The organism is Streptomyces sp. NPDC050121 (assembly GCF_044460385.1).
Classification (GTDB): domain Bacteria; phylum Actinomycetota; class Actinomycetes; order Streptomycetales; family Streptomycetaceae; genus Streptomyces; species Streptomyces soliscabiei.
The window spans coordinates 448547-472200 of the sequence record NZ_JBITJV010000002.1; the positions used below are offsets into that span (position 1 = coordinate 448547).

14 protein-coding genes and 1 pseudogene are annotated in these 23654 nt (G+C 71.4%); 4 read left to right on the forward strand and 11 right to left on the reverse strand.

The genetic code is table 11. From position 1 onward, the window contains the following. Nucleotides 1–8: 8 nt before the first annotated feature. From ACIBTS_RS04470 to ACIBTS_RS04495, 6 genes are all read right to left on the reverse strand, one after another. Nucleotides 9–1568: an AlkA N-terminal domain-containing protein gene (locus ACIBTS_RS04470; protein WP_399316507.1), complete on the reverse strand. Its 1560-nt coding sequence runs from the start codon at nt 1566–1568 to the stop codon at nt 9–11. Between the two features lie 79 nt (nt 1569–1647). Beyond that, entirely contained in the window at nt 1648–2127 is a 480-nt protein-coding gene (locus tag ACIBTS_RS04475; protein WP_399316509.1) for a hypothetical protein, read from the reverse strand. Then, nucleotides 2124–2576 (reverse strand): hypothetical protein, encoded by a 453-nt coding sequence (locus ACIBTS_RS04480; protein WP_399316511.1) that lies wholly within the window; start codon nt 2574–2576, stop codon nt 2124–2126. The genes ACIBTS_RS04475 and ACIBTS_RS04480 overlap by 4 nt, the downstream gene beginning before the upstream one ends. A gap of 677 nt (nt 2577–3253) precedes the next feature. Beyond that, complete coding sequence (lpdA, locus tag ACIBTS_RS04485) at nt 3254–4666, reverse strand: dihydrolipoyl dehydrogenase (RefSeq protein WP_399316513.1); 1413 nt, start codon at nt 4664–4666, stop codon at nt 3254–3256. Between the two features lie 132 nt (nt 4667–4798). After that, the gene (locus tag ACIBTS_RS04490) at nt 4799–8728 is read right to left on the reverse strand and encodes a glycoside hydrolase family 2 TIM barrel-domain containing protein (protein WP_399316633.1); all 3930 of its coding nucleotides are present in this window, start codon (nt 8726–8728) and stop codon (nt 4799–4801) included. Nucleotides 8729–8954: 226 nt separating this feature from the next. Beyond that, nucleotides 8955–13130: a molybdopterin-dependent oxidoreductase gene (locus tag ACIBTS_RS04495; protein WP_399316635.1), complete on the reverse strand. Its 4176-nt coding sequence runs from the start codon at nt 13128–13130 to the stop codon at nt 8955–8957. 533 nt (nt 13131–13663) lie between these two features. Here ACIBTS_RS04495 and ACIBTS_RS04500 point away from each other — a divergent pair. The 3 genes from ACIBTS_RS04500 to ACIBTS_RS04510 all read left to right on the forward strand — a co-directional run bounded on the left by ACIBTS_RS04500 (nt 13664) and on the right by ACIBTS_RS04510 (nt 17108). Next, nucleotides 13664–15589, forward strand: coding sequence for a M1 family aminopeptidase (locus ACIBTS_RS04500; protein ID WP_399316514.1), 1926 nt, complete (start codon nt 13664–13666; stop codon nt 15587–15589). 152 nt (nt 15590–15741) lie between these two features. Further along, nucleotides 15742–16089 (forward strand): GntR family transcriptional regulator, encoded by a 348-nt coding sequence (locus ACIBTS_RS04505; RefSeq protein ID WP_399316516.1) that lies wholly within the window; start codon nt 15742–15744, stop codon nt 16087–16089. After that, a complete protein-coding gene (locus ACIBTS_RS04510) occupies nt 16086–17108 on the forward strand; it encodes a DUF1648 domain-containing protein (RefSeq protein WP_399316518.1) in 1023 nt (340 codons plus the stop codon). Before ACIBTS_RS04505 ends, ACIBTS_RS04510 begins: the two co-directional genes overlap by 4 nt. 13 nt (nt 17109–17121) lie before the next feature. On the opposite strand, the pseudogene ACIBTS_RS04515 reads toward ACIBTS_RS04510, so the two are convergent. The 5 genes and pseudogenes from ACIBTS_RS04515 to ACIBTS_RS04535 form a co-directional block, all read right to left on the reverse strand. After that, nucleotides 17122–17613: pseudogene (locus ACIBTS_RS04515) on the reverse strand (RNA-guided endonuclease TnpB family protein); the annotation flags it as partial. 77 nt (nt 17614–17690) lie between these two features. Next, nucleotides 17691–18200 (reverse strand): O-acetyl-ADP-ribose deacetylase, encoded by a 510-nt coding sequence (locus ACIBTS_RS04520; RefSeq protein ID WP_399316519.1) that lies wholly within the window; start codon nt 18198–18200, stop codon nt 17691–17693. Nucleotides 18201–18235: 35 nt separating this feature from the next. Next, nucleotides 18236–19648, reverse strand: a complete 1413-nt coding sequence (locus tag ACIBTS_RS04525; RefSeq protein WP_399316636.1) for a phytoene desaturase family protein — start codon at nt 19646–19648, stop codon at nt 18236–18238. 226 nt (nt 19649–19874) lie between these two features. Beyond that, the gene (locus ACIBTS_RS04530; protein ID WP_399316521.1) at nt 19875–20732 is read right to left on the reverse strand and encodes an inositol monophosphatase family protein; all 858 of its coding nucleotides are present in this window, start codon (nt 20730–20732) and stop codon (nt 19875–19877) included. A gap of 86 nt (nt 20733–20818) precedes the next feature. Continuing rightward, nucleotides 20819–22645, reverse strand: coding sequence for a gamma-glutamyltransferase family protein (locus ACIBTS_RS04535; RefSeq protein WP_399316523.1), 1827 nt, complete (start codon nt 22643–22645; stop codon nt 20819–20821). Between the two features lie 273 nt (nt 22646–22918). Between ACIBTS_RS04535 and ACIBTS_RS04540 the strand changes: the two genes are divergently transcribed. Next, a complete protein-coding gene (locus ACIBTS_RS04540; RefSeq protein ID WP_399316524.1) occupies nt 22919–23587 on the forward strand; it encodes a hypothetical protein in 669 nt (222 codons plus the stop codon). Nucleotides 23588–23654 lie beyond the last annotated feature (67 nt).

Genomic DNA, 23654 nt, shown 5'->3' on the forward strand with positions numbered 1-23654 from the left:
GAACGCCCCTATACAGGAAGGAAGTTGATCGGGTGGCTGTCGGTCGCCCACAGGTACTGGACGGCGTACGCGCGCCAGGGCCGCCAAGGCGCCGCACGGGCCGTGAGCGCCGCCGGAGTCGAGGGCAGGCCCAACTCCTGTGCGGCGCGCCGGATTCCGAGGTCGGTGGCGAGGAAGGCGTCGGGGTCGCCCAGGGCGCGCATCGCGATGACGTCGACCGTCCACGGCCCGAAGCCGGGCAGCGCGAGAAGACGGGCGCGGGCTTCGGGCCAGTCGCTCTCCACCCCCAAGTGCAGTGTGCCGTCGGCGAGTTGACGGATCAGGGTGGTGAAGGTGGTGCGGCGGGTGCGGGGCATCGCCAGACGCTCGGGGTCGACGTCGGCGAGCGCCTGTGGCGTCGGGAAGAGATGCGTGAGGCCGCCTTCAGGGTCGTCGACCGGGTCGCCGTAAGCGGTGACCAGGCGGGCCGCGTGGGTGCGGGCGGCCGCCGTGGAGACCTGCTGGCCCAGCACGGCACGTACGGCGAACTCCGCCTCGTCGACCGTGCGCGGCACCCGGCGACCGGGGGCCTTGTCCACCAGGGGCGCGAGCAGCGGGTCCGTGCGCAGTTGCTCGTCGACGGCGACCGGGTCGGCGTCCAGGTCGAGCATGCGCCGGCAGCGACTGATGGCGACGGTGAGATCGCGCAGGTCGCTGAGGGTGAGACGGCAGCCGATGTGGTCGGGGTTCGGGGTGAGCGCCACGATCCCGTGCCCGTACGGCAGCCGGAGCGTGCGCCGCAACGCCCCGTCCCGCCATTCCTCCACGCCCGGCACGGCGGTCGCGGCGAGGTGCCCGAAGAGGTTGTCGGGGTTGAGGGGGGCGCGGAAGGGGAGGCGGAGGGCGAGCGTGCCGGGCGTGGCCGGGTGGGCCGCAGAGTGCGCGGGGGCTGAGGCCGAGGGGGCTGTGTGGGCCGTGTGGGCCGTGTGGGCCGTGTGGGCCGAGGGATTCTTGCGCGCGACGCGGGCTCGTAGTGCGCTCGGGGAGAGTGCGAAGACCTCGCGCACGGTGTCGTTGAAGGTGCGGATGGAGGAGAAGCCGGCGGCGAACGCGACGTCCGCCATGGGGAGTTCGGTCGTCTCGATGAGAATGCGAGCAGTCTGGGCGCGCTGAGCGCGGGCCAACGCGAGGGGGCCCGCGCCGAGTTCGGCGAGGAGCTGGCGTTCGACCTGGCGGGCGCTGTAGCCGAGGCGCGCGGCGAGTCCGGGGACGCCGTCGCGGTCGACGACACCGTCGGCGATCAGACGCATGGCCCGGGCGACCAGATCGGCGCGCTGGTTCCACTCCGGGGACCCCGGAGTGGTGTCGGGCCGACAGCGCTTGCAGGCGCGGAACCCGGCCTGCTGGCAGGCGGCCGAGCTCGGGTGGAAGACCATGTTCTCCGGCTTGGGCGGCACCACCGGGCAACTGGGCCGGCAGTAGATTCCGGTGGTCAGGACCGCTGTGAAGAACCAGCCGTCGAACCGCGCGTCCTTGGACTGTACGGCGCGCACACAACGCTCCCGGTCGGTGTACATCCCGTTCTCCATGCCTCCAGCATCGACCGGCCACCGCCCCGGTGCTAGCGAGAATCCGACGTCGACCTCGCGTGTCCTGCACGGTCCCGCATCACCTCGTGCCGCCCTGCACCTCCCGTGGTGTCGTCAGGGACCAGATCACGAATACGTCGATCGCCATGACGGTGATCGACCAGAGCGGCTCGTACGGCAGGAACAGGAACTGGGCGACCAGGCTCAGCGCGGCGAGGAGGATGCCCGGGAAGCGGGCCCAGTGGGCGTTCTTCAGGAGGGCCACGCCGGTCGCGGCCGCGACGACGCCGAGGACGAGGTGGATCCAGCCCCAGCCGGTGAGGCTGAGCTCGTAGACGTAGGTGCCGACGCGGGCGTAGACGTCGTCCTCGGCGATGGCCGCGATGCCCTGGAGGACGGCGAGCACGCCGCTGCACAGCATCAAGACGCCGGCGAAGACGACGCCGCCGCCGCCGAACCGGCTGCCGGGCGGGGTGGGCCGGCGTGGTCCGCCGCGTGGCGTGGACCAGGCGGTGCCGATCTCGCCGTGCGGGTCGCCGGCCGGGGGGTTCGCGCTCATGTGGGGCTGTCCTTTCGGCGGGGCCGGGTCGCGAGGAAGTCGACGACGCCCAGCGCGAAGAGCAGGGCGAGGGCGAGGCCGATCACGACCCAGCCGGTCGGGTACGGCCACAGCAGATATGCCAGGACAGTCGTCCCGGCCAGGATCCAGGCGATCCAGTTGCGGAAGTGGTTGACGAACGGGCCGACGGGACCGGTCCGCAGCCCTGCGTGGTCGGCGGTCGCGCGGACGGCGCCGATGCCCGAGTGCCACAGCCCTCGGACGAGAGCCGCCCGGCGGCCCGGCCCGGTCAGCCAGGCGGCGAGCGCGACCACCACCCCGACGGCGACGACCTCCCGCACCGACGTGCGCAGGAAACGCGTGAGCGTGTCGAAGACGGATCCGGCGGCCGGCTGGGAGATGCCGGCCGGGAGCGCGTCCCCGCAACCCGAGCCCTGAGCGCCTCCCACTCCGCGGCACCGTCCCCGGAGGCGGGGCCGCCGGGGGCAGGGCCGCCGGGGGCGGGGTGGCCTGAAACACGGTCGTCGCCGGAGGCACGGCTGCCGTAGGCGAGGTTGTCCCCGGTGCCGCTGTCCGGGGGACGGTTGACGGGGGCAGGATTGTCCCCGGCGCCACTGTCGGGGGGACGGTTGCCCGGGGCAGCACCGTCCGGGGTCCCGCTGCTCGGGGGGTCGATGTCCGGTGACCCTGCATCCGGAAGGCCGGCGTCCAGAAGTCCACTGTCCGACGGCCCACCCTTGGGAGGCCGACTCTCCGGAGAGCCGATATCCAGAGGCCCACTGTCCGGAGGACCGTCCTTGGGAGGTCGGCTCTCCGGAGGGCCGGTGTCCGGAGGGCCGGTGTCCGGAGGGCCGGTGTCCGGTGGCCCTCCGGCCGGAGGGTCGCCGGCCGGCGGGTCGTGGGCCGGGCGGGCGCCGGACGGGCGGGCGCCGGACGGGGTGTTGCCGCCCGGGGCGCTGCTGTCCGGCATGGCGGACTCCCTCGCCGTCGGTCCGGTCCTGGCCGGACCGCCCCGCGTCGGTCGGGGTTCGGTCCGGTGGATGCCAGCACATCCCGGCCGTTCGTCGGCGGCGAGCGCAGCGGGACCGTTCGGGTGAACGGCCCCGCCGGGTGCGGTGCGCGGGAACTACATGTTGATCATGTGCCCGGCCAGTCCGTGCACCGCCTCCTTGACCGCTTCGCCCAGGGTCGGATGGGCGTGGACGTTACGGGCGACCTCGTGGACGGTGAGGTCCCACTGCTGGGCCAGCGTCAGCTCGGGAAGGAGTTCGGTGACGTCGGGGCCGATGAGGTGGCCGCCGATGAGCTCGCCGTACTTCGCGTCGCTGATCAGTTTCACAAAGCCGGTGGTGTCGCCGAGGCCGTGCGACTTGCCGTTCGCGGTGAAGGGGAACTTCGCCACCTTGACGTCGTAACCCCTTTCCCGAGCTTGCTCCTCGGTGTAGCCGAAGCTGGCGATCTGGGGCTGGCAGTAGGTGGCCCGCGGGATCATGGCGTAGTCCAGCTCCATCGTCTCCGCGTCGGCGAGGGTCTCGGCGGCGATGACGCCCATCGCCTCGGCGGCGTGCGCGAGCATCAGCTTCGCGGTGACGTCGCCGATGGCGTAGATGTGCGGGACGGAGGTGCGACAGCGGCCGTCGACGTCGATCGCGCCGCGCTCGGTGACCGTCACGCCCGTGTTCTCCAGGCCGTAACCGGTCACGTTGGGCGCGAACCCGATCGCCTGCAGGACCTTGTCGGCCTCCAGGACCTGCTGGGCGCCGTCCTTGCCGGTCACGGTGACACGCACCTGGGGACCGGACTCGTCGATCGCCTCCACGCGGGTCGAGGTGAGCACGTCGATGCCCAACCTGCGGTACTGCTTGGCCAGTTCGGCGGAGACCTCGGCGTCCTCCAACGGGGCGACCCGGTCCAGGAACTCGACGATCGTGACCTTCACGCCGTAGTTGTGCAGCACATAGGCGAACTCGATGCCGATGGCGCCGGCGCCCGCGATGACGATCGACTGCGGCAGGTCCTCGGCGAGGATCTGCTCCTCGTACGTCACCACCCGCGCGGTGCGCTTGGTGCCGGGCAGCAGCTTGGGGGTCGCGCCGGTGGCGATGATGCAGTGGTCGAAGCCGATGGTGCGGATCTCGCCGTCGTAGCCGGTCACCCGGAGGGTGTGGTCGTCGACGAAAGCGCCACGGCCGTCGAGTTCGGTGATCTTGTTCTTCTTCATCAGGTAGTGGACGCCCTTGACCCGGCCGTCGGCGACCTTGCGGCTGCGGCGGTACGCCTCGCCGTAGTCGAAGGAGACCTGCCCGTCGACCTTGATGCCGAAGGTCTTCGCGTCGTGGGTGAAGATGTGCGCGAGTTCGGCGTTGCGCAGGAGGGCTTTGGTGGGGATGCAGCCCACGTTGAGGCAGACGCCGCCCCAGTACTTCTCCTCGACCACCGCGACGCGCTTGCCCAGCTGGGCGGCGCGGACCGCGGCGACGTAGCCGCCGGGCCCGGCGCCGAGGACCACGACGTCGAAGCGTTCGTCCTGCTCGGGCATAGGGAGTTCCTTTTCCGTCGATTCCGTTTCCCGTTCCGTGGGAATTGTTCCGTTCTTCCCCGCCCGCCGCCACAAAGATCATCCGTGGAGAGGGTCACACGGGCGGGGAAACGGCGCCGACGGACCCGGGGGTTACTCCTCGGCGGTGGGCCTGCGCGAGGCGGCGGTCGCCTCGCGCACGTCGGTCAACGGCCGCAGTCGGTAGGTGTACGCGTAGTCGCGGTCGGCGAACAGCTTGTACTCGTCGTGGGTGTGCGCGCCCCAGCTGTTGTCGCCGCCGATGCCCATCTGCCGGTGGTTCAGGCGGAGTACGACCTCCTTGCGGGGTGTGAGCTGGTAGTCGTGGCGGGCCCCGACCGACAGGTCCTCGGGCGTGAAGTGCGAGGCGTTGACCTCCAGGAGCGGCTCACCGGAGACGAGCAGGCCGTTGCCGTCGCCGTCGGTGAGGGCTACCCACCGCACGTCGGTCTTGTTGCCGTTCTCCTGCGGACGCAGATAGGAGGTCCACTGCCCGGTGACGGTGCCGGAGTACAGGCCCACGTCGGTGGCGTCGTTACGGTCCCAGTGGTTCTCCTCGGGGCCGCGGCCGTAGTAGTGCAGTTTCTCCAGACGGGCGGGCAGGAACAGCATCGTGCCGACCTCCGGGAGGTACGGCAGCGAGGCCGCGCCCGGGTGCAGCGTGTTGTCGACCTTGATCTCACCGTTTCCGAAGACGGTGTAGGTGGTGGTGTACGTCGATTCCGTGGTCGTGGGCAGGGTGCCGGCGACCTTGATCACTACGGCCCGGTCGCGCACCGCCCGCACGTTGACGTCGGTCACCTTGCGGCGCGCGCCGGCGTCGCGCCAGGTCTGGTTGCGGGTGTGCTGGCCGTTTCCCCGGTCGTTGTCGGTGGGGGCACGCCAGAAGTTCGGGACCGGCCCGGAGGAGATCAGCTGAACGCCGTCGGCCCGGTAGGACGTGATGACGCCGGTCTTCTTGTCGACGGTGACGGAGAAGTCGTCGCCCGTGACGGTGACCGACGTCTCGCCGTCCTCATGGCTGAGCGCGGGCACGCCGTCCAGGGACACGGGGGTGACGGCGGGGCTGCCGGCGTCGACGACGAGCTGCTGCCTGGCCACCTCGAAGCCGGACCGCGCCCACTTCGTCGTCTCCTTGGTGGTGAACGACAGGTGCAGGAAGTACTCGGCGCCCGGCGCCGGATCCCCCGGCGTGTTGAAGGGCACGGCGACGTCCTTGCTCGACAGCGGAGCCACGTCCAGCTGCGCACGGCTCAGCTTTCCGCGTTGCAGCACTCTGCCGTCGCGGACGAGTTCCCACCGTCCGTCGAATTCACGGAGGTTGGTGAAGAGGTACTCGTTGGTGAGGGTGATCGCCGCTCCGGGAGCGAGCCGCTCGCCGGCGGCCGGTGCGGCGTTGACGGCCTGGTAGATCCGCTTGACCTCCGCCGACTTGCCGGTGAGTCCGCGGTCGGCGGTGACGATGCCGTTGCCACAGAAGGCTCCGTCGTTGGGGTTGTCGCCCCAGTCGCCGCCGTAGGCGCGGAACGTCTTCTCACGGGGCCGCTTCTCGGTGAGGCCGACGGTGGCGGCGTCGAACCAGAACCGTACGCCGTCGTCGCCGGGGCCACGGCCGGCAAAGGCCAGTTCGGCGGCGCTCAGCGCCCGGGCGTACACCCGGGCCCGGCGGACGGTGCCGCTGAACTCCCGGGTCGGGTTGTCGACGTCGGTGGCCAGGGACAGCGGGGCGGTGTTGACGGCGGGGCGCACCGTGGTGGTCCGGGTCGCCCGGACCGAGCCGTCGACATGGAGGGTCAGGGTGCCGGCCGCCGCGTCGAAGACGCCCGCGACATGGTGTTCGGCGCCGGTCCAGTCGTCCGGCAGCGCCCAGCTCGCGGTGACCCACTGACCGCTGCCGTAGATGAAGAACTCCAGGGTCCTGTCGGACTGTTTCAGGGCGTACTGGGTGTCGCCCTTGGCGAGGACAGGCTGGTGGTAACCGGTTACGTGCGGGGTGATCCAGGCCTCCAGCGTGAGTGAGCCGGTGAGGTCGAGGCGCGCGTCGCGGGCGAAAACGGTTCCACCGGACACGCCCCGGTCACGGGTGAAGCTGCCACTGGGGGCGATGAGCTCGCCGCGCAGTGCGGCGGGACCGGCCTCGGTGAACAGCTTGCGGACCGGGGTGGGCCAGTCGAGGGCCTGGTCGACGAAGTCCCAGATCCAGCCGCCCTGCAGCACGTCGTGGCGGCGGACGAGATCCCAGTACTTCTTGAAGTTTCCGCTGGAGTTGCCCATCGCGTGGGAGTACTCGATCATCACGTACGGCCGGGTGTCGGCGGCGTCCTTCGCGCGGGCCTCGACGCGGGCGGGACTGTCGTACATCTCGGAGCGGATGTCGCTGATTCCCGGGCGGTCGTCGCCCTCGTACTGGATGACACGGGTGGTGTCGTAGGAGTGGATCCAGTCGTGCATGGCGGTGAACGTGCTGCCGCCGCCGGCCTCGTTGCCGAGGGACCAGATGACGACCGAGGCGTGGTTCTTGTCGCGGTGCACCATGTTCTGGGCGCGGGCCACGCACGCCCTGGTCCACTCGGCGTGGTTGCCGGGGTACTCGCCCCGGATGCCGTGGGTCTCCAGGTTGGTCTCGTCCACGAGGTAGAGGCCGTACTCGTCGGCGAGCTCCAGCCAGAGCGGGTTGTTGGGGTAGTGCGAGGTGCGCACAGTGTTGATGTTCAGCCGCTTGATGATCCCGATGTCCTGGACCAGGTCCGCGCGGGTGAGGGCCGAGCCGCGCGCCGGGTGCATCTCGTGCCGGTTGGTGCCCCGGAAGGAGACCGGCTTGCCGTTGATGCGCATCAGCCCGTCCTTGAGAGCGAACTCGCGCAGGCCGACCCGATGGGAAACGGTTTCGATCACCTTTCCCGCGGGGTCGCGCAGGCGGAGCACGGCCGTGTAGAGGTTCGGGTGTTCGGCGGACCACAGACGCGGTGTCGGCACCGCCTTCGCCGCCCGCACGGTCGTCTCCTGGCCGGCGTCGAGCGCGGCGGCCTGCTGGAGCGGCCTGGACCACACCGGATGCCCGTGCGCGTCGTACAGCTGGGTCTCGACGGAGTACCGGCCCGCGCCCTTTCCGCCGTAGTCCCGCACGCTGGCGGTGACCGACAGCTCGGCCGCCTTGTAGTCGTCGCTCAGCGGGGTGTCCAGCCTGAAGTCGCACAGGTGCACGGCCGGCGTGGAGTACAGGTAGACCGAGCGGAAGATGCCGCTCAGCCGGATCATGTCCTGGTCCTCCAGCCAGTCCCCGTCGGAGTAGCGGTAGACCTCCACGGCGATCTGGTTGGCGCCCGGCCTGAGGTGCGGGGTGATGTCGTACTCGGCGGGGTCGTGGGAATCCTCGTGGTAACCGACCAACTCCCCGTTGATCCATACGTAGTGGGCGGACTTGACCCCCTCGAAGTGGAGGAACGTCCGCCGTCCCGCCCAGCCGCGCGGGACGGTGAAGGTGCGACGGTACTGGCCCACGGGGTTGTAGCGGGTGGGGGCGAGCGGCGGCTGCGCCTCCTCGCCCAGGCCGTTGGGGCCCCACCACGGGTAGGTGATGTTGACGTAGATCGGCCGGTCGTAACCGTGCAGCTGCCAGGCGGAGGGAACGGGGATGGTGTCCCAGCCGCTGTCGTCGAGATCGGTGCGGTGGAAGTCGGCGTCCCGGTCGTCGGGGCGGTCGGCGTACGCGAACTTCCAGACACCGTCCAGACTCAGCCGGTACGGGGAGCGGGTGCGGTCGGCGGCGAGCGCCTGGCCGAGGTCCGCGTACGGCATGAGGGTGGTGTGCGGGGCTTCGGTGCCGAGCCGGAAGACGTCGATGGAACCGTTCCACTCCGGCGTACCGTCCGCCGCGACGGCCCGGTGCGCGGTGGACGGTGCGGACAGGGCGAGCGCGCCGAGGACGGCGGCGGACCCTTCGAGCAGACGACGGCGGCTGACGACAGGCCGCTGGGAGTGAGCCGGCTCCACCCGCTGGGGGCGGTCCGGCCGGTCCATGGACGACACGTGCGGGTGCGACATGACCACGACCTTCCTCGAGGCGACCGTGCGGCTGTGCACGGACGGAGGGTGCGTCAGATCTTGTCCACTCCTGTTGAAAAAACGAACATATACGCGCCGCGATGGCTGAATATCAACTCTCTTCGGCGCAACACCACTTGGTGCCCACGTTTCCCGCGGGCTCTTTTGGTGACTCCCGTCAGCGAACGGCTCAGTGAAGGTCTCAGCAGACGTCTCACTGGACGACTCAGTAAACGTCCCGTACGTACCGCTTGTCGGCGGCGAGCTGCTTCACATGCGCCGCCGCCTCCTCCTCGCTCATGCCGCCGTGGACGACGGCGACGTCGCGCAGGGCCCGGTCCACGTCCTTGGCCATGCGGGAGGCGTCCCCGCAGACATAGAAGTGGGCGCCGTCCTGGAGCCAGGACCACAGGTGGGAGCCGTGCTCACGGATCCGGTCCTGGACGTAGACCTTGGCGCGCTGGTCGCGGGAGAAGGCGGTGTCCAGTCGGGTGAGGGCGCCGTCGGCCCGCAGGGCACTCAGCTCGTCCTCATAGTAGAAGTCCGTCGCCCGGTGCTGCTCGCCGAAGAACAGCCAGTTGGGAGCCCGGTGCCCGCGGGCCCGGCGCTCCTCGAGGAACCCGACGAACGGCGCCACCCCTGTTCCCGGGCCGACCATCACCATCGGGGTCGAGGGGTCGGCGGGCGGTCGGAAGTGCGGGGAGCGCTGCACATGGACCGGGACCTCGGTGCCCGGTTCGGCGTCGGCGAGGAAGGGCGAGCAGACGCCCTGCCGGGGGCGGCCGGCCAGGTTCTCGTACCGCACGACGGAAACAGTGAGCGACACAAGGTGGGGGTCGGTCAGCGGGCTGGACGAGATGGAGTACAGGCGCGGCTGCAGCCTTCCGAGCACCTCGGCCCATTCCTGGGCGTCGGCGCGGAGGCCCAACTCGGCTGCCACGTCGACGGCTTGGCGGCCCCAGGACCACTTCGCCAGCTCGTCCTTGTTGTCCGGGCGCAACAGTTTCCGCAACTCTCGCGGGTCGCGGGTGCGGTCGGCGGCGAAGCGGAGCAGGGTCGGCGTGATCCGGGTGATGTCCAGGTGCCGCAGCAGGGCCTCGCCGAGGGCAACCTCACCGAAACCGCTTACGACAACGGGCGCGTGCGCGTCGAGGTCGGTGACGGACAGCCACTCCGCCACCAGTTCAGGGGAGTTGAGGGGGCGCACGCCGAGGGCGTCGCCGGCCTCGTAGACGAGCGGGCTCTCGCTGTCGCTGGTGTCGAAGGTGAAGCGCCGGACCTCCTTGCCGGAACCCGGCCGGCTCAGCAACCGGTTGCCGGTGAGGCGGGCGGTGACGGGAACGGGCCGCCTGGAGCGGGCGGGAGCGGCAGGCGCGGCGGGCGCGGCGGGCGCGGGCTTGGTGGCGACGGCAGCGGACATCGAGGCAGGGCCGAGGGCCGGGACAGGGGCGGCGGGGGACGCGGGCGGGGTCGCGACGGGGGTCGCGGGCAGGAACTCCGTGGCCTCCTTGAGCGCGGTGACCACCTGGTCCAGCCAGGCCTCCGCCTCCGTCTCGTAGTCCGGTTCACACTCCGTGCGCGGGGCCAGCCGGACCGCGCCGAGCTCGTCCATACGGTGGTCCAGGCGTCGGCCGTGTCCGCAGAAGTCGTCGTACGAGGAGTCCCCGAAGGCGAGGACGGCGTAGCGGCGGCCTTCGAGACGGCCGGTGTCCAGCGCGGCGAGGCCGTCCCAGAAGCCGGCGCCGTTGTCGGGGGCGTCGCCGTCGCCGAAGGTGCTGGTGATCAGCAGCAGGTCGGCGGCTGCGGGCAGGGTGGCGGGGTCGGCCTCGTCCATGGCGACGAGGGACGCCGGGTGGCCGCCCTCGGTGAGCCGGGCGGCGGTGGCGGCGGCGAAGTCCTCGGCGTTGCCGGTCTGGGAGGCCCAGAGGATCACGACCTGGCGCGCCGGGGATTCCTGGGGCGCGGCGGTGGTGCGGGAGTACATGCCGGCGAGGGTGCCATTGACCCACAGGGCGTGCTCGGGGCTGAAGGGCGCGTCCGGCGGCAGGACGGGGACACCGGGGGCGCCTGCCGGGATGCCGGCGAGGAAACCGACGAGGTACTGCCGTTCGCGTTCGGTCAGGACCGGCGGCGGGGCGGGGTCCAGGCCGAAGACGGCGGCCGCGGAGGGCTGGACGGCGGTCGGTACGAGGACGGGCGCGGACGCGGACGCGGAGGCCCCCGGGGCAGGGGTTTCCGTCACCGGAGTCTCCGGGACCGGTCCGGCCATGTCGCGCGTCCCCGTGGCCGGGATGTCCGTGGCCGGAACCTGCACGGTAACCGGTGTCGAAACCCTGGTCAGCGAGACGGCGCACACCTTCAGCTCGGGCTGGAAGGAGAGCGGGTCGACCGCGTCGCTGGTGACCGCGTTGACGCTGAGGTACTCGCCGAACAGGTCGTTCCAGTGGAACGGCGCGAAACAGGAGCCGGGCAGGACGCGGTCGGTGACGACGGCCGGCAGCACGGCCCGCCCGCGCCGCGAGGCGACCTCGACGGAGTCGCCGTCGGCCACGCCGAGCGCGGCCGCGTCCTCGGGGTGCACCTCGACGAACGGGCCGGGGTTGAGCTTGTTGAGCTTGGCCACCTTCGCGGTCTTCGTCAGGGTGTGCCACTGGTGCTGGAGGCGTCCGGTGTTCAGGACGAACGGATAGTCGTCGTCCGGCATCTCGGCGGGCGGGACGTGCGGACGCGGGTGGAAGACGGCGCGGCCGGAAGCCGTGGGAAAGGTGAGCGAGCCGTCGTCGTTCACGTACCGGATCGGGTTGCGGTCCGGGCCGTCGGCGGTGGCGGCCGGCCACTGCACGGAGGTGGCGCGCAGCCGGTCGTACGTCACTCCGCGCAGGTCGTAACCGGTTGCCGGATTGTGGGCGCGCTTGATCTCCTCGAAGACCTGCTCGGCGCTGTCGTAGGTGAAACCGCTCTCGTAACCCATTGCGCGGGCGACGGCCGCGATGAGCTGCCAGTCGGCCATGGCCTCGCCGGGCGGGTCGGCGGCGGGCCGGGCGAGGGTGAGGTTGCGCTCGCTGTTGATGAGGACGCCCTCGGTCTCGGTCCACAGCGCGCCGGGCAGGACGACGTCGGCGTAGGCGTTGGTCTCGGTGTCGGCGAAGACGTCCTGGGCGACGACGAACTCGGCGGCCTCCAGCCCCTCGATGACCGTTCTGCGGTTGGCGACGGAGGCGACCGGGTTGGTGCAGATGATCCAGCAGGCCTTGATCTCGCCGTCGGCCATTTTCCGGAACATCTCGACGGTGCCCTTGCCGACGCCGTCGGCCCGGATGGTGCCCGGTTCGAGCCCCCACAGGTCCTCGACGAAGGCGCGGTCGGCGTCGACGAGGACGGAGCGCTGGCCGGGGAGCCCCGGACCCATGTAACCCATTTCCCGGCCGCCCATGGCGTTGGGCTGGCCGGTGAGGGAGAAGGGCCCGCTGCCCGGGCGGCAGATTGCGCCGGTGGCGAGGTGGAGGTTGATGAGCGCGTTGGTGTTCCAGGTGCCGTGCGTGGACTGGTTGAGGCCCATGGTCCAGCAGCTGGTCCACTCCCCCGCCTCCCCGATCAGCCGGGCGGCCTCGCGCAGGTCGGCCTCCGGGAGGCCGGTGATCTCCGCGACGGTCGCGGGCGGGTAGTCGGCGAGGAACTCCGGCATCGCCTCCCAGCCTTCGGTGTGGGCGGCGACGAAGGCGGGGTCGGTGTGGCCGCTCTCGTGCAGGAGGTGGAGCAGACCGTTGAGGAGGGCCAGGTCGGTACCCGGCTTGACCTGGAGGAACAGGTCGGCTTTCGCCGCGGTGGCGGTGCGGCGCGGGTCGACGACGATCAGTTTCGCGCCCGCTTTCACCCGGTCCATCATCCTCAGGAACAGGATCGGGTGGCAGTCGGCCATGTTGGAGCCGATGACGAGGAAGATGTCCGCCTTGTCGAGGTCCTCGTAGGAGCCGGGCGGGCCGTCGGCGCCCAGAGACAGCTTGTAACCGGTTCCGGCGCTTGCCATGCACAGTCGGGAGTTCGACTCGATCTGGTTGCTGCGGAGGTAACCCTTCACCAGTTTGTTGGCGAGGTACTGCGCTTCGAGGCTCATCTGGCCGGAGACGTAGAGGGCGACCGCGTCGGGGCCGTGCTCGTCGACGATGGCCCGCAGTCGCCGTGCCGTCGCGGCGACGGCCACGTCCACGGGGGCGGGTTCCGGTTCCTCGCCGCGGTCCGAGCGGACGAGGGCGGTCGTCAGCCGGCCGGGGGCGGCGAGCATGTCGGCGGTGGTCGCACCCTTGGTGCACAGCCGGCCGAAGTTCGCGGGGTGCTCCTTGTCGCCGGACGCCTTCAGGACCGTACGCCGTCCGTCCGGTCCGAAGCCGATGTCCAGGACCATGCCGCAGCCGACACCGCAGTACGAGCAGACCGTGCGCACCTTCGTCTCCGACGCGCTGTCGGTCCGCGGGTCCAACGCGGCCACGGGCGCCCCTTTCCTTCTGACGATCAGCCTGGTGAGAGTCTCTGCAAGCCTCTGCGACGGTACGAACCGTGCATTACACAGGTGTCTCCCGGACCGGCCACCGGGAGTTAAGCCCGGCGCACAACGAACGGCGGCCGAGTGTGAGCGGCCCGCCCCGGCGCCGCAAGAGAGCAGGTTACGGGGGTGACGGCCGGGGTGTTCGAAGGCGGGGTGAGGTTCGAAGGCCGGGCGGGGTTCGGGCTGCGGGGCAGGGGGCGTGGGGTGGCCGCGGGCGGGGTGTCTTCGGGCCGTCTGTCGCGGGAGGGAGCTTTGCCAATCTCTGATGGCATGGCCGCGTCAAATCTGTCAGGCTTCCGGCAGCCGTCGCGCACCGCCCCTCCGGCACACCCACGCCGTCAGGGACAGCCACCGAGCAGGCCGGAAACCCGGCCGCCGCAAAGGAGCCATGTGTGAGACCCACCCCTCGCAAGGCCATCTCCACGAGCGCACTCGTCCTTGCCGCGCTGGCCGCCGTCTCGCTCCCCGCCACGACCGTGGCAGCCGCGCCGCAGACACAGCAGGCACCCCGTGCACAGCAGGCACAGCAGGCCCCGCGGTCGGCACAGGCGCCGCGGGCTGCGGGTGCGGCTGCCGCCTGCACCCCCGCCCAGGTCGTCGCGGGCGGCGACTTCGAGAGCGGTGCCTCGGCGTGGACCCAGTCCTCGACCAGTGTGATCACCAGCCGCACCGGTCAGTCGGCGCACGGCGGCACCGCTTTCGCCTGGCTGGACGGAGTCGGCAGCACACACACCGACACGCTCTCGCAGAGCGTCACGATCCCGTCCGGGTGCGCCACCGCCACCCTCACCTTCTGGCTGCACATCGACACGGCCGAGACGACCTCGTCCACCGCGTACGACAAGCTGACGGCGAAGATCGGCACGACGACGCTGGCCACGTACTCGAATCTCGACAAGAACACCGGCTACGTCCAGAAGTCGTTCGACGTGTCGGCCTTCGCGGGCCAGACCGTGAGCCTCGCCTTCACCGGAACCGAGGACTCCAGCCTCCAGTCGAGCTTCGTCCTCGACGACATCGCGCTGAACACCTCCGGCGACACCGCACCGCCGCCCGCCGACTCCACGCGCACCCCGGCCGCACCGTCGTACACCGTCAGCCTCACCAGCAACACGGCCGGCACGGTCTGGACCGGTCACGAGAGCGCGACCTTCACCAACGCCTCCGCCACCGCGTTGAGCGAGGTGTATCTGCGGCTCTGGGACAACTACCACGGCACCTGCACGTCGATGCCCATCGCGGTCAGCAACGTCACCGGCGGCACCGCGGGCGCCCTCTCCGTCGGCTGCACGGCCCTCCAGATCACCCTCGCCACGCCCCTCACCCAGGGGCAGAGCGCCACGATCGGCTTCGACCTGGGCATCACCGTGCCCAGTGGCGCCGACCGGTTCGGCTACGACGGGTCGTTCAGCTTCATCGGCAACGCGCTGCCCGTGCTGGCAGTGAAGGACGGGGCGGGCTGGCACCTGGACCCGTACACGAACAACGGTGAGTCGTTCTACTCCCTGGCCGCCGACTTCAAGGTGACCCTCGACCATCCGACCGCCCTGCTGGTCCCGGCCACCGGCGCCTCGGTCGACGCCGCCGGCTCCAGCGGGCGCACCCTCACCACGGCAACCGCGTCCAAGGTGCGTGACTTCGCGTGGGCGGCGGGCCCGTTCAGCAAGATCTCCGGCACCTCGACCGCCGGGACGCCGATCAACGTCTACTCCGTCTCCGGCATCAGCTCGGCCAACGCCCAGTCGATGCTCACCACCGCCAGGTCCGCCGTGGACGCCCACGCCGCCCGCTTCGGCGCCTACCCGTACGGCGAGCTGGACGCCGTCATCGACAACAACTTCTGGTTCGGCGGGATGGAGTACCCCGGGTTCGTCCTGGACCTGGTGAGCACCACGGCGCTGACCCATGAGATCGGCCACCAGTGGTGGTACGGCATCGTCGGCGACGACGAGTACAACAGCCCCTGGCTGGACGAGTCGTTCACCGACTACGCCACCGACCTGGCACTGGGCAAGACCGGCAGCGGCTGCTGGAGCAGCGTCTCGTGGGCCTCGTCGGCGGAGAAGATCACCAACTCGATGGCCTACTGGGATGCCCACTCCTCCCGGTACTCCACCGTCGTCTACGGCTACGGCAAGTGCGCCCTGCACGACCTGCGACGGCTCATCGGCGACACCGCCATGGCCAACCTGCTGAAGGGGTACGCCACTTCGCACTGGTACGGCGTCTCCACCACGGCCGAGTTCAAGGCGGCGGCCCAGGCCGCCACGGCCACGGACCTGACGTCGTTCTGGACCACCCACCGCATCGACGGCTGATCCGGCACGTCCGCCACCCCCAGTCCGCACCCCCGGTCCGCCAACCCTCGGTTTGCCGCCCCCGGTTCGTCACGGGTGACGCCGTCGCGCGTCACCCGTGGAACCGGGCCGGGGGCCCACTTCAAAACGTTGGTGCTAGATTCATTAGCACCATGCTGTTGAGACTGAACACCGCCGACGGTCGCCCCCTGCACGAGCAGGTGGCCGGCGCGATCCGGCGCGCCATCGCTGAGGGCGAGTGCGGGCCGGGAGACCGCCTCCCTCCGGCCCGGGACCTTTCCCAGGCCCTGGATGTGAACGTCAACACGGTTCTACGGGGCCTTCGGGCGCTGCGCGACGAAGGCGTGCTGGAGTTCCGCCGGGGCCGGGGCGTGACGGTGGCCGACGGGGCGGACCGGCGCTCCGTCCTGCTGGACCGCGTACGCGACCTGGTGACCGACGCGGCGCACCTCGGCTACGGCACGGACGACCTCGTCGACATGATCAGGGGGATCTCGTGACGGACCAGACGCGCAGGAGCGGAGCGGTGTGGAGCGCCGTCGGCTGGGGCCTCGGCATCCTGGCCCTCTTGGTGGCGTTGCCGTTGGCCGCGAGCGGCCGGCTCCCGGACCGGCTGGCGACCCACTGGAGCTTCGGCTCGGCCAGGCCCGACAGCTCCATGCCGTTCTGGGCCGCGGCGCTGTTCCCCGGCCTGATCTGGAGTGTGCTGGCGTCCGTCGTCGTGCTTGCGATGCGCCGGGCAGAGGCAGAGGCAGGTTCAGGGACAGGTTCAGAAGCAGGGGCGGGTGGCGGGGTATCGGGGTGGGCGGTCGCGGGGCTCGGGTCCGGCGGCGTGACGCTGCTCGGCGCGCAGATATCGATCATACGAGCGAATCTGGACCGCACGGACTGGCGCCAGGCGGGGTCGGTGACGGGCGGGGTCGTGGCCACGCTCGTCATGGCGGCCACGGTGGGCGCGGCCGGCCTGCTGGCCGAGCGCCGGGCGTCCGGCGCTCCCCGGCCTGCGTCGGGTGGCCCGACCCTGGAGATTCCCGCCGGGCAACGGGTCGTATGGCTCGCCCGCGCGTCGAACTCCTGGCTTCATGCGCTCGCCGCCCTGACCGGGCTGCTCGCGATCGGCGTCGTCGTGGCGGCGCTCGCCGGCCTGACGGGCCGTCCGTCTCTGTCGGCGGCCGCGCCGTTGGCCCTCGGCTCCGTGCTGATCCTCGGCTGTTCCTCAGTTCGAGCACGGGTCAGCGAGCAGGGTCTGGACGTCTCCTTCGGCCCACTCGGCTGGCCCACGCGGCACTGGGCCGCCGAGGACGTCGAGTCGGCACACGTCGAGAGCCGCAGGCCCTTGCAGGTGGGCGGCTGGGGCTACCGGCTGAGCGGACGGGGAACCACGGTGATGCTGCGCGGCGGCGAATGCCTGGTCATCCGCCCCTCGAAGGGCAGGGAATTCGCCGTGAGCGTGGACGACGCCGAACGCGGAGCCGCCCTTCTGAACTCGCTGCGCGCCTCTCGCCGGAACGGCACTTGACTTCCTCCCCCGCCTAACGGCGGGGGATTCCAGCGGTCGCCCGCTGGGGTTCCTGCTTCACCGACGACCGCCCCGTCCGGGAGGACTCCCGTTGAGGTCTTACACCGTCTCCACAGGCAGACGCCGCCAGCCCGGCGGCCAGGATGGTGCGTGCCGCGTTCACGTCGCGGTCATGCACAGTGCCGCATTCGCACGTCCACTCGCGGACGTTCAGCGGCAGCTTCTCGCGGACCGTGCCGCAGGCCCCGCACAGCTTCGAGCTGGGGAAGAAGCGGTCGATCACGACGAGTTCACGCCCGTACCAGGCGCACTTGTACTCCAGCATGGAGCGCAGCTCCGTCCACGACGCATCCGAGATGGCGCGCGCGAGCTTGCCGTTCTTCAGCAGGTTGCGGACGGTGAGGTCCTCGATCACGACCGTTTGGTTCTCACGGACGAGACGAGTCGACAGCTTGTGCAGGAAGTCGCGCCGCCGGTCGGCGATCCGCGCGTGCACGCGGGCGACGGACCCGATGAACATGCAGTCCCTGCGGCGCAGCGCCTCCGCCGGCCTGAGCGCCGCCCCGTAGGTCACTGATGCGGTCACCGCACGTGCCGGGCGAACGCGTCGTACGCGCGCTCGTCGAAGAGGACGAACGTGACCTCCTCGACGTTCGTCTCCGTGGCCCGGACCGTCTCCACGGCGATCCGGGCGGCGTCGTCCATCGGCCAGCCGTAGACGCCCGCGGAGACCGCTGGGAAGGCGACGGTACGGGCGCCGAGTTCGTCCGCGACCCGCAGCGACTCCCGGTAGCAGGACGCCAGCAGCTTCGACCGGTCCTCGGTGGTGCTGTGCACGGGGCCGACGGTGTGGATCACCCAGCGTGCGTCCAGTTTGCCGGCGGTGGTGGCGACCGCTCGGCCGGTGGGGAGGCCTTTGCCGTACTGCGAGGCGCGCAGGCGGCGGCAGTCGTCGAGGATCGCGGGTCCGCCCCGGCGGTGGATGGCGCCGTCGACGCCACCGCCGCCGAGCAGGGAGGAGTTGGCGGCGTTGACGATGGCGTCCACGGACTGCCGGGTGATGTCGCCCTGGACGAGCGTGATCGTGGTCATGGCTGTGTGTATACCAACGGGGACCGGCCCGCCGTTCACCTTTGCTGCCGCAGCCTCCGCCAAACGGCCTTCGCCGCGTTGTGGCCCGACATGCCGTGCACGCCCGGGCCGGGCGGGGTGGCCGAGGAGCAGATGAAGACGGCCGGGTGCGGGGTGTTGTACGGGAACACGGTCAGCTTGGGGCGCAGCAGCAACTGGAGGCCGGAGGTCGCGCCGGAGGCGATGTCTCCGCCGACGTAGTTGGCGTTGCGGACGGCGAGTTCGGCCGGGCCCGCGATGGCGCGGGCGAGGACTCGGTCGCGGAACCCCGGGGCGAAGCGCTCCAGTTGACGTTCCATCACGTCGGTGAGGTCGCCGGTCCAGCCGTTGGGGACATGGCCGTACGCCCAGAAGACGTGCCGGCCGGCCGGGGCCCGGGTGGGGTCGACGACGCTGGGCTGCACCGTGATCATGAAGGGCCGGTCGGGTGCCCTGCCCTCCCGGGAGGAGGCCCGCAGAGCGGCGCCGATCTCCGCACTGTCCGCGCCGATCTGCACGGTACCGGCGGCGCGGGCCTCCTTCGCGGTCCACGGGACCGGGCCGTCGAGCGCGTAGTCGATCTTGAAGGCGGCCGGGCCGTACCGGTAGCCCTGGTAGTGGTTGCCGAAGCCGGCGATGCGGGCGAGGGCGGTGGGCGAGGTGTCGAAGACGTAGGCGCGGGCCGGGGGCAGGTCGTCGAGGCGCTTGACCTCGTAGTCGGTGTGGATGCTGCCGCCGAGGTCCTCGAGGTAGGCGGCGAGGGCGTCCGAGATGGACTGGGAGCCGCCGCGGGCCACCGGCCAACCGCGGGCGTGCGCGGCGAGGGCGAAGACCAGGCCGATGGCGCCGGTGGCGAAGCCGCTCAGCGGGGCCATGACATGAGCGACAAGACCGGCGAAGAGGGCCTTGGCGGGCTCGTCGCGGAAGCGGCGGGTGAGCCAGGTGGACGGGGGCAGGCCGACCAGGCCGAAACGGGCCAGGGTGAGCGGGTCGCGCGGGAGCGCGGTCAGCGGCAGCGACATGAAATCGCGGGCCAGGGTGTCCCACTTGGGCAGGAAGGGCTCGACCAGACGGCGGTACGCGCCCGCGTCGCGTGGCCCGAAGGAGGCGGCCGTCTCGGCGACCGATCTCGACAGCACCGCGGCGCTGCCGTCGGGGAAGGGGTGCGCCATGGGCAGTTCGGCGTGCAGCCATTCGAGGCCGTAGCGCTCCAGGGGCAGGGCACGGAAGGCGGGCGAGTTGATGCCGAGGGGGTGCGCGGCGGAGCAGGGGTCGTGGCGGAAGCCCGGCAGGGTGAGCTCCTCGGTGCGCGCTCCCCCGCCCACGGTGCCCCGCGCCTCGAACAGCGCCACGGAGAAGCCGCGCCTGGCCAGCTCCACCGCCGCGGTCAGCCCGTTGGGCCCCGCTCCCACCACGACCGCATCGAGCATCGACGGCACTTCGACCCCTTCGTCAGCCGGTGACCTCCGTAGACCGGCGGCCCCCGATCTCAGGATATGCCGGTGGTACGACAACACCTGCGGCACGGGGCCACCGGAAGCGTCCGGATCGCAGGAGCAGCCACGAAACGTCGCAGGGGCGGTCGCGCACCGCATCACCGGGGCGCGCCACAGTAGCCGCCCGCCCCGTCACAGGGATCGCCTTACCGTGTCCGCCTCACCGTGTCCGTGGTTCGGTGCCCGACAGCAGCCCCGACACGCGGCGGGCCGTCGTCGCGTCCCTGGCCGCTGTGAACGGCAGGGCGTTGCCGCCGGTGATGCGGAACGGCTCACCGGTGAGGGTGAGGTGGGCGCCGCCCGCCTCCTCGACCAGCAGCAGTCCGGCCGCGTGGTCCCAGGCCGCCTCCCAGGAGAAGGCCGTGGCGTCCAACTCGCCCCGGGCTATGGCGAGATACTCCAGGCCGGCCGATCCGCACGCGCGCGGTGCGACCCCGTCCGTCCACAGCGCCAGCAGGGCGCGCTTCTGCTCGTCGGTCGTGTAGTCGGGGTGGGACGTGGCCACCGTCAGGTCGCGGCCGGCCTCGGGCGGGCCGGCGAAGAGACGCTCGCCCTCCAGGAAGGCACCGCCGCCGCGGACGGCCGTGGCCAGTTGGTCGCGGGCCGGAGCGTACGTCCAGGAAGCGAGCAGGACGCCGTGCCGGGCGAGGGCGACCAGGGTGCAGAAGCCGTCTTCGCCGCGCACGAACTGCCGGGTCCCGTCGACAGGGTCGACGATCCAGACCGGCGCGTCGCCCTGTATCGCCTCATAGGTCGCCGGGTTGGCGTGCACCGCCTCCTCGCCGACGACCACCGAGCCGGGCAGAAGGGCGCCGAGGGCCTCGGTGAGGAACAGCTCGGCGTTGCGGTCGGCATCCGTCACCAGATCATGCGGGCCGCTCTTCTCGTCGATCTCATGCGCCGCGAGCTGCCGGAAGCGGGGCATGATCTCGGTCGCGGCGGCCTTGCGGACCGCCTCCTCCACGTCGGCCGAGTGGCGGGCGAGAAACTCGTCGATGGTTTCCGTGTCTCCGATCATGCCTCCATGAGAGCACGCCCCACTGACAATCCCCGCCCGGCCGGTGCACACCGGGTGGAATCGGGTTGAAGAAGCGGGGCGTGGGGTCAGCGGCCCACCGCGTACCCCTGCATCCCGCGCGGGTTCGCCGCCGCGAGCAGGATCCCGGTCCGCGGGTCACGGGCCACCGCGCACAGCCGGCCCTCGGACCACGGGTCGCCGACGGTGACGTCATGGCCGCGCCGCCGCAGCTCCTCCATTACCTCCGCCGGCATGCGCGACTCCACGGTGACGCTGCCCGGCCGCATGCCGCGCGGGTAGAAGGAACCGGGGAAGGCGTCGTTGTGCCAGTTCGGGGCGTCGATCGCCCCCTGGAGGTCGAGGGAGCCGCGCACCCGGGCGCGAAGAGCCACGGCCAGGAAGAAGTGCAGCTGCCACTGGTCCTGCTGGTCGCCCCCGGGCGTGCCGAACGCGAGTACCGGCGCCCCGTCGCGCAGCGCGATCGAGGGGGTGAGGGTGGTGCGGGGGCGGCGCCCCGGTGTCAGCGAGTTCGGCAGGCCCTCCTCCAGCCAGGTCATCTGCAGCCGGGTGCCGAGCGGGAAGCCCAGCTCGGGCACGACCGGGTTGGACTGCAGCCAGCCGCCGCTGGGCGTGGCGGCGACCATGTTGCCCCAGCGGTCGACGACGTCGAGGTGGCAGGTGTCGCCCCGGGTGAGTCCGTCACCGGTCACCTCCGGCTCGCCGGGCACCGGCGAGGCCGGTCCCTTGGCGACCGTCGGCTCGCCCGCGCCCATCGGGTCGAAGGCGGGGTCGTCGCCGTTGACCACATGCGCGTGCGCGCTGAGCCGCGGGGTGCGCCCGCCGGGGCTGCCGGGCCGCAGCTCGTACGACGCCTTGTCGCCGATCAGCCGTCGCCGGTCCGCGTTGTAGCCGGCGTCGAGGAGCTCGCCGAGCGGGACCTCGGCCGCGTCGCCGTACCAGGCCTCGCGGTCGGCCATGGCGAGCTTGCAGCCCTCGATCAGGAGGTGGACGTAGTCGGCACCGCCGTGGGCGGGCAGCTCGGGCGGGAGCAGGGCGAGCTGCTGGAGGAGGGCCGGGCCCTGGCTCCAGGGGCCGGCCTTGCACACCGTCCAGCCGTTCCAGTCGTACGTCGCCGGCGTCTCGTAGGTCGCGGACCAGCCGGCCAGGTCGGCGGCCGTGAGCGTGCCGGTGTGGCGCTCGCCGCTGGTGTCCAGGGTGGGCCGGGCGGCCTGCCGGACCAGTGCCTCGGCGATGAACCCGGTCCGCCACACCTCCCGCGCGGCCTCGATCCGCGCCTGGCGGTCACCGGCGCCGGCGGTCTCGGCGAGCAGCCGCTTCCAGGTGGCGGCGAGGGTGGGGTTGCGCAGCAGCTCGCCGGTCCGCGGCGACTGCCCACCGGGCAGGTACGCCTCGGCCGAGGATGTCCACTCCGTCTCGAACAGTTCTCGTACGGTCTCGACGGTCGCGCCGACCTTCTCCACGGGCGCGTGGCCGTGCTCGGCGTACCCGATGGCGTACTTCAGCACGTCGGCGAGGGACTTGGTGCCGTGGTCGCGCAGGAGGAGCATCCAGGCGTCGAACGCGCCGGGCACGGCGGCGGCGAGCGGTCCGGTGCCGGGGACGAGGTCCAGGCCCAGCCCCCGGTAGTGCGCGATCGTCGCGCCCGCGGGCGCCACGCCCTGACCGCACAGCACCCGCACCTCGCCGCCCGCCGGGGCGAGCAGGATCGGCACCTCGCCGGCGGGGCCGTTGAGGTGCGGTTCGACGACGTGCAGGACGAAGGCGCCGGCGACGGCGGCGTCGTAGGCGTTGCCGCCGTCCTCCAGGACGGCCATCGCCGACTGGGAGGCCAGCCAGTGTGTGGAGGACACCATGCCGAACGTGCCCTGGAGGGTGGGTCGGGTGGTGAACACGAGTGCTCCTCAACTCACGACGGCCGCTCTCGTGATCGTACGCACGCGCCCGTCGGGCCGGGCCGCGATCACTGAACCCGTGCTCCCTTCCGTGGGTGCGGGCCGCCGCTATGCCCCGTGAAGAGCCGTGATGTCCCGGTCGGGCGGGGCCCCTTCGTCACCGCGCCGCCACGGAGCGAGTTTTCGCTTCCGCACCACCGGGAGTCATGTGACACTGGCGTCTTCGTCCGCATCGCGGACTGTCGTCCGCACCGTCCCCCACGAAAGTGCGCCGTGCGCTCTCTCCCACTGCCGCTCGCCCTCACCGCGCGCCTGTCCCCGGTGGCCGTGCTGGCCTGCGCGGGCTGGGCGCTGACGTCCGGCCCGCTCACCGAAACACAGGACACGGCGAGCAAGGACACGCAGAGAACCCAGTCCCAGAAGGCGTCCGACCCTTCCTCCACCGCCGCACCCAAGACGTACTCCGCGGCGCCCGCCCCCTGCACCAGCGTGGCCGCGAAAACGGTTGCCGCGCTTGTTCCCGGCGCCAAGACGGCGGGCAAGGAGATCCCGTCCACGGACGCCGACCTGCGCCGCACCTGTTCCTGGAACGCGCTCAAGGGATACGACTACCGGTGGCTCGACATCTCGTTCGAGATCATGGATTCGGACGATGCGGCACAGAGTTCGTACAAGGCGCGTATCGGGGAGAAGAGCGGCGGTGGGGCGGTCCCGGGGCTCGGCAACGCGGGCTACTCGGTGGTGAACCTCACGACGGAGGACAAGCAGCAGACCCGGGAGGGCGTCGTCATCGCCCAGGTGTCCAACGCGCTGGTGGTCGTCAACTACAACGGCAGCGACTTCGAGACGAAGAAGGCGCCCAGCACGGACGAGATCAACAAGGGTGCGATCAAGGCCGCGAAGGAAGCGGTGGCCGCCCTGCAGAACGGCACGAAGAGCTGAGAGCCTGACCTCGAACGCGGAAGCGGCCGAAGGAGCTGAGCTGCTCCTTCGGCCGTTCCCGTGTCCC